Genomic DNA, 6,682 nt, shown 5'->3' on the forward strand with positions numbered 1-6,682 from the left:
CGTGAACGCGGCGAATACCGTGACGATTATCTCGGGCGGCGATACGAACATCATCGGGTCGAATGTCAGCGGCAATCAGGTGAACGCCGACGTGGGCGGCAACCTGAACATCGCAAGCGTGCAGGATACGCTGACAAGCGCCGCGCATCAGTCGAGTTCGGGTGGCGGCTTCAGCGTTAGCCAAGGCGGTGCCAGTGCGAACTTTAGCCAGAGCAAGGGTAATGCGTCGGGCAGCTATGCGGGTGTCAATGAGCAGGCTGGGATTCAGGCGGGGGACGGCGGGTTCAATATCAACGTCACGGGTAACACCGATCTGAAGGGAGCGGTGATTACGAGCGACGCGGATGCGTCGAAGAATTCGCTGACGACGGGTTCGCTCTCGTTCTCTGACATTCGGAATCAATCGAACTTCGATGCGAGTTCGAGCGGTTTTAGTGCCGGTGTGACGACGGGCGACGGCGGGATGAACTACAGCACGCACGGAAGCACGTCGGGCAAGAACGCGGGCGGTGCGTCGCCGATGCTGGGTCAGCACGAGAGCGGCAGCGACAGCGCAACGACGAAGAGCGGCGTCAGCGCTGGGACGGTCACGATCGCGGATTCGGCGAATCAGAAGCAGGATGTGGCGAGCCTGAATCGTGACACGACGGACACGAACGGTACGGTGGCCAAACTGCCTGATATGCAGAACCTGCTGAGCAAGCAGGCCGACATGATGTCGGCCGCGAGTGCGGCTGGTGAAGCGGTGTCGAGGCGGATCGGGGACTATGCCGACAAGATGATGAAGGAGGCTGCCGCCAATGGCGATCAGGCGGGTGTGGATGCGTGGAAGGAAGGCGGCGCAAATCGGGCGTTGATGCAAGGCGCGGGTGCGGCGCTGGTGACCGGGCTGGCAGGCGGTAATGCGGTAAGTGGCGCGGCGGGTGCAGCGATTGCGTCAATTGCGGCGGGGAAGCTCAACGACCTGAGCAGCGCGATTGCCGGGGCAGATCCGACTGGCAATGCCAGCATGAATCAAGCGCTCGGCAACATCGTCGCGAACGTGATCGCGACGGGGGCCGGTGGAGCGGTGGGCGGTGATGCGGGAGCATTTTCGGGATACAACGTTGACCGGTTCAACAGGCAATTGCATCCGGAGGAAAAGACGCTTGCGAAGCAACTGGCTGAGAAGAGCAAGGGCAAATACACGCAAGCACAGATCGAAGAGCAGATGCGAATCATGGGTGTGAGTACGTTCGCAAATGGGCATGAGTCGGGTGCGCCCGATACGCTGGTTGGCCAGGCGCCGACAGATTCGGGCGCGAAGTGGATTTACGCGGGCTCGACGGCGGACGGCAAGCCAATCTTGACGCAGGTGACGGCGCTGGCGAATCAGGAAGTGCAGCAGTACATCATTACGAACGCCAATACGGCGACGGCTGACCAGGTGCCGAGTCAGTTCACCTATGATCGACCTGCAAACAATGGCTGGGGATTCAATGTGACCGGGCCGTTCACTCGCCCACCAAATCAGGCTGATGCGAACTACGTTAAATCGACAACTGGTGATTTGGCCTCGGCAACATCTGCGACCGCTGGATGGATTTCGGCTACGACGGGCGCCTTAGCCTCAGCCCCTTCGCCATACTCGCCTGCGTTCGGAAGCATATCATTTGCTGCAACGGTAGCAGGGATTGCCGCGGATGCTGTTTCGCAAGCACTTAATCAAAATGTAGGAGCGTACTTAGTTGGCAATTCTGCCAATATTTTTGGGAACGGAATTTTGTCCGGTAAATTTCCCGGTGGGGCGCCGGTATTTAATGCGATGGTCAGCGATTTTAATAATGGGAGATTTTCCGCTGACCTGCAGGATTTCGTCAACTCGTCATGGATGCGATTTAATGGCGGTGATAAAAAATGAAGATAATCGAGGATGGGAATTTTACGTGGGCGGTAAGTGTTGTGCTGGTTGTTGTGGGGTTTGCCACCATGTACGTTTTTTTGAAATATGGTCCGTCGTCAATTTTAAGTGCTCTAATGGTGTGCCTCGGTTTTGGCGTGGCTGCGTTGGGCGGAATGACCAGCAGAGCAAGAATACTTAAAATCAAGCCCTTCGATAATAGCTACAACAAGGCGCGCAAGAGCTACGAATCCACAGAAGATGATGGGGGAGTGAAGAAATGAGCAAAGCATGGTCGAACGATTGCGTTGTCGAGGACAGGTTTGCAGTAACTCAAGTCGCATTCTACCTGTTCGCGGCACTCCGGGTAGTAGCCGCGCTGATAACGTCAAGCGAAGTTATTCCTCTCGGCGTTGCTCTGCAATCTCGACAATGCAGCGTTCCTGGGTCGATTTGTCGTTTGTGGGGCCAATCAGCCGCGCGTGATCTTGGAAAGACTTCCAATCCGGCGTCGGTTGGAATGGGTTATACAGTCGATCAGGGTAAAACAGGAGTCAGGTGGTAGTTATGATGAGCTTCCCGGGCCAAACGCCGAAGACGCGAGCACAGAAAATCGTCTGGTGGTGCTGTTTTACGGCGATGATGGGCTTCATCGTGTATGTGGTGTTGAAGAACATCTTTTTTAGCTGAACCACCGAGCCCGGCGGATGCTGCGCTCGGTGGTTATGAACGCTTGGAACGGTGTCAACGTCGAGGCCGTCGTTGAGCGGCGAATTGTTCGTCGTGTCGGATGCGGTCCTGTATCTCCTGTTCGCTCATCTCGCGATTGCCGATCCGGTAGTTGTGATCGGTTCAACAGGCAGTTGCATCCGGAGGAAAAGACGCTTGCGAAGCAACTGGCGGAGAAGCGCATGGGCAAATACACGCAAGCGCAGATCGAAGAGCAGATGCGAATCATGGGTGTAAGTACGTTCGAAAATGGGCATGGGTCGGGTGCGCCCGATACGCTGGTTGGCCAGGCGCCGATAGATTCGGGCGCGAAGTGGATTTACGCGGGCTCTACGGCGGACGGTAAGCCGATCTTGACGCAGGTGGCGGCGCTCGCGAATCCGGAATTGCAGCAGTACATCATTGCGAACGCCAATACGGCGACGGCTGATCAGGTGCCGAGTCAGTTCACCTATGATCGACCGTCGAGCAATGGGTGGGATTCAACGTGAGCGGGCCGTTCAAGAAATTTGATCAGTCAGATGTGAACTATGTGAGGAACACGACAGCGGACGCATCGTCGATGGTTTCAACGAATGCGGGGCGGGTCGGTGTGGCTGCAGCAACAGGAGCAGCGCTTCCTACACTGGTTACTCCCGCCCTTGAAGCTATTGCGTTTGGATCGACGGTTACCGGGTGGGTGGCGGATTTCGTTACACAAATGGCCCGTCCAAACCCGGGTGATTATGTCGCAGGGGGCGTAGTGGATCTGACGCTCGGGGGCGTGGCGAATAAGTACCCACTAGCTGGAACTTTCTTTACTGAGCGCGGGAATTGGTTCAAGAGCACTGGTGCATTCAATGATGCAAGTAGAAAACTTAATGATGCAGTGTAAAACGGAAAATGAAGATCATAAATGATTGGAATTTCGCTCCTTGGTTTCGTTTCGGATTATGGGCGGGTGGCATAGCTATTGTTGCCGCGTCTTATTATCTGCTATCTGGGTTATTCATGTTCTTCGGTGTTGTCGTCGGAATGATTGTTCTCGCGACCGGAACATACGCGGAGCGTGCGAACATCCTGCACTTGAAGCCGTTCGACAACAGCTACAAGAAGGCGCGCGACAGCTACAAGACGAAAGACGACGAAGAAGACAGGTAACGGCAACTAAACAGGGTGGCAGCTCTGCCGCTTGTCCCGTTCTCGCCTCGCGTCGAAATGGTGGGAATTGAATTTGAAGTCGAGTTCAGGACGATTTTTACGTTGTGTCATGGATTAATTTCGATAGCCGAAATCGGCGTCGAACGAAAATGATGCAGAACAAATGCGAGAGACCAGAAAACTACCGCTTGTCGCCGACCTCGACGGCACGCTGACGCCATCGGATAACTTGATGGAATCATTGCAAGCGGCATTTTCGGCGGACTCGCGAGAGTGTTGCTCAGAGTCGCCGCTCTCAAGGGCATTGCGCTTGGCGAGTCGAGCGTATTGCCATGGATGGCACGCGGCGCAGCTATCGGCGCCTACGGTATCGGGTTTGTCCTTTATGCGATCGCCTTGCGCAAGGCAACACTTGGCGTTGCATACCCGACCATGGTGGCGATCGCCTTGCTCGTGGTGCTGTTGTTCACGGCGCTGCGCGAACAGCTTTTGCGCCCGATGCAGGCGGCCGGCGCACTCGTCATCCTGATCGGCATCTGGATGGTCGCGCGGTACGCGTAATCTCGAGAATGAAATACATGAAAAGGAAAATCCAAGAGGCCAACCTTGTCGCAGCATCGTTGCTGCTCGCATCGGCCGGCGTGTCGGCACAGTCGATGCCGACGATCGGCAACGATCAACGCATCCGTGAGCAGGAAGAAGCGCGCGAACGCGAGCGAACCGTTTCCGCTCCGGCGGTGCGCTCGACCGTGACGGAACGCGCGGACTTTCCGGCATTGCCAACCGAAACGCCGTGCTTCCGGATCGACGACCTTGCGCTCGATGTGCCGGACTCGCTGCCCGGCCCGGTAAAGGCGCACGGAGCGTCTGCTTTGCCGATGGATCGCTTCGCATTCGCCCGCGAATGGCTGAACCACTATGCCGGACAATGCGTCGGCAAGCAAGGCATCGACGTGCTGGTCAAGGGCCTGTCTCAAGCGATCCTGTCGCGCGGTTATGTCACGACGCGCGTGCTTGTACCCGAGCAAGATCTGTCGAGTGGCGTGCTGAAACTCGCGTTGATCCCCGGCGTGATCCGCCATGTGCGCTTCGCCGACGAAAAGCTGCGCGGCACGTGGAAAACCGCGTTCCCGACCGGCGATGGCGAGCTGCTGAACCTGCGGGACCTCGAACAGGGCCTCGAGCAGATGAAGCGCGTGTCGAGCCAAGACGTCTCGATGCAGATCGTCCCGGCCGATATGCCGGGTGAAAGCGACGTCGTGCTGGATGTGAAGCGCGGCAAACCATGGACCGTCGTCGCATCGGTCGACAACTCCGGCACGCGAGCAACCGGCAGGCTGCAAGGCAACCTGTCGCTCGGCATCGACAACCCGCTCGGCCTGAACGACATCTTCAACATCGGCGTCAGCCAGGATCTCGAATTCGGTGACAAACGTCTCGGTTCGCACGGCTGGAACGGCTTCTATTCGATTCCGTGGGGCTACTGGACCGCGATGCTCTCGGCATACACCAACACGTATTACCAGCAGATCGCTGGCGTAAACCAGACATTCGTCGCCAGCGGCAACTCGAAGACCGTCGACTTCAAGCTGAACCGCGTGTTGTCGCGCAGCCAGAACGACGTAATCGGCGCGCAATTCCGGCTGTCACGCCGCTTCGGCCAGAGCTTCATCGAAGACACCGAGATTCCGCAGCAGCGCCGCAACAATACATTCGTCGAGATCGGTCTGACAGATCGCCACTACTTTGGCAGTGCGCAGTTCGATGGAACGCTAGCCTATCGCCAAGGCGTCGGCGCATTCGGGGCACGGGACGACGTACTTGCAGCAGAGGGCGGCCCGACCTATCGCTACAAGATGGCCGTGCTCGATGCGAACCTGTCGGTGCCGTTTGCCATCGCCAAACAACCATTCCGTTACGTCGGGACATTCCACGGCCAGTACACCGGCAACACGCTGTACTACATCGACGACCTGACGATCGGCAGCCGCTACACGGTGCGCGGCTTCGACGGCGAGACGATGCTCGCGGCTGCGCGCGGTTTCTACTGGCGCAATGAGTTGCAGATGCCGATCGGGCAGACGGGGCAGGCGATTTATGCGGGGCTGGACTACGGCCGCGTGTGGGGAGCGCAGCCGGTCGCGCTGGTCGGCACGCAACTGGCGGGTGCGGTAATCGGCGTGAAGGGCAGCGTAGCCACGCGATTCGGCAGCTATGCGTACGATCTGTTTGCCGGCACGCCGGTCTACAAGCCGTCGGGGTTCCAGACGGTGCGCGTGACGTTCGGATTTCAGCTGACCGCGCAATTCTGACTCTTCGGCGTCGTCACGGCTCGTCGCGAACCTGCGGCTCAATCATCCGGGTGCGGCGAAGGACACGCGCTACGGGTCGCTGTCGACCGAAGGCGCGCGGCTCGAATACAAGGCTGGCAACCCACTCGGCGTGTGGCCAACCAATTGCCCGGCGCTCATCGACGAACTGCTCGACATCACCGCGCTGAAAGCCGACACGCCGGTGACGGTGCCGGGCGTCGGCGACGTGCGGCTCGGCGACGCGCTCGCGCACCATCTCGACATCATGCACTCGCATCCGGACGCGCTCACGTTCATCGCCGCGCGCGCAAAGCGCTGTGACAGTGTTCCTCGCGGAGCGCCCAGACGGCGGCCGCGTGCCGGTGGTCGTGCGGAAGTCCGCGCACTTCCGGCCGCCCGCGGGCGGTGACGTGCCGATCATGATGGTCCGCACCGGCATCGGCATCGCGCCGTTCCGCGCCTTCTGGTGCAAGCGTGAGGCGCGGCCCGCGAAGGAGCGAAGCTATGTGCGGATGTGTATTGTGCGGTGCTCTTGGCCAACGCGCGCTCCATTGCTGGTACCACTTCGTTCTTGAGCGAGCCTTCCGCAACATTTTGTGACTATTTCTTGATCGTCGGAATG

General features: G+C 58.5%; 7 protein-coding genes and 1 pseudogene. All 8 read left to right on the plus strand.

What is annotated here, in order from left to right; all coding sequences use genetic code 11:
• A partial coding sequence (locus ACV22Z_RS35480) for a hemagglutinin repeat-containing protein (RefSeq protein ID WP_448080905.1) occupies positions 1–1,900 on the plus strand: 1,900 nt, incomplete at its 5' end.
• A complete protein-coding gene (locus tag ACV22Z_RS35485) occupies positions 1,897–2,163 on the plus strand; it encodes a hypothetical protein (RefSeq protein ID WP_448080906.1) in 267 nt (88 codons plus the stop codon). The genes ACV22Z_RS35480 and ACV22Z_RS35485, both read left to right, overlap by 4 nt.
• Positions 2,164–2,586: 423 nt before the next feature.
• Positions 2,587–3,099 carry a hypothetical protein gene (locus ACV22Z_RS35490; RefSeq protein ID WP_448080907.1) on the plus strand — a complete coding sequence of 171 codons (513 nt, stop codon included), beginning with the start codon at positions 2,587–2,589 and terminating at the stop codon, positions 3,097–3,099.
• The gene (locus ACV22Z_RS35495; RefSeq protein WP_448080908.1) at positions 3,084–3,482 is read left to right on the plus strand and encodes a hypothetical protein; all 399 of its coding nucleotides are present in this window, start codon (positions 3,084–3,086) and stop codon (positions 3,480–3,482) included. The genes ACV22Z_RS35490 and ACV22Z_RS35495 overlap by 16 nt, the downstream gene beginning before the upstream one ends.
• Before the next feature lie 8 nt (positions 3,483–3,490).
• Complete coding sequence (locus ACV22Z_RS35500; RefSeq protein WP_448080909.1) at positions 3,491–3,748, plus strand: hypothetical protein; 258 nt, start codon at positions 3,491–3,493, stop codon at positions 3,746–3,748.
• A 273-nt stretch (positions 3,749–4,021) separates the two neighbouring features.
• The gene (locus ACV22Z_RS35505; RefSeq protein ID WP_448080910.1) at positions 4,022–4,309 is read left to right on the plus strand and encodes a small multidrug resistance protein; all 288 of its coding nucleotides are present in this window, start codon (positions 4,022–4,024) and stop codon (positions 4,307–4,309) included.
• Positions 4,310–4,317: 8 nt separating this feature from the next.
• Positions 4,318–6,060, plus strand: a complete 1,743-nt coding sequence (locus ACV22Z_RS35510; protein ID WP_448080911.1) for a ShlB/FhaC/HecB family hemolysin secretion/activation protein — start codon at positions 4,318–4,320, stop codon at positions 6,058–6,060.
• A gap of 7 nt (positions 6,061–6,067) precedes the next feature.
• A pseudogene (locus ACV22Z_RS35515) lies at positions 6,068–6,569 on the plus strand (reductase); the annotation flags it as partial.
• Between the last annotated feature and the right edge of the window lie 113 nt (positions 6,570–6,682).

Source organism: Burkholderia sp. PU8-34 (assembly GCF_053427725.1).

Coding starts and splice junctions, on each gene's coding strand:
- ACV22Z_RS35510 (WP_448080911.1), top strand. CDS start 4,318: ATGAAATACATGAAAAGGAAAATCCAAGAGGCCAACCTTGTCGCAGCA.
- ACV22Z_RS35500 (WP_448080909.1), top strand. CDS start 3,491: ATGAAGATCATAAATGATTGGAATTTCGCTCCTTGGTTTCGTTTCGGA.
- ACV22Z_RS35490 (WP_448080907.1), top strand. CDS start 2,587: ATGCTGCGCTCGGTGGTTATGAACGCTTGGAACGGTGTCAACGTCGAG.
- ACV22Z_RS35485 (WP_448080906.1), top strand. CDS start 1,897: ATGAAGATAATCGAGGATGGGAATTTTACGTGGGCGGTAAGTGTTGTG.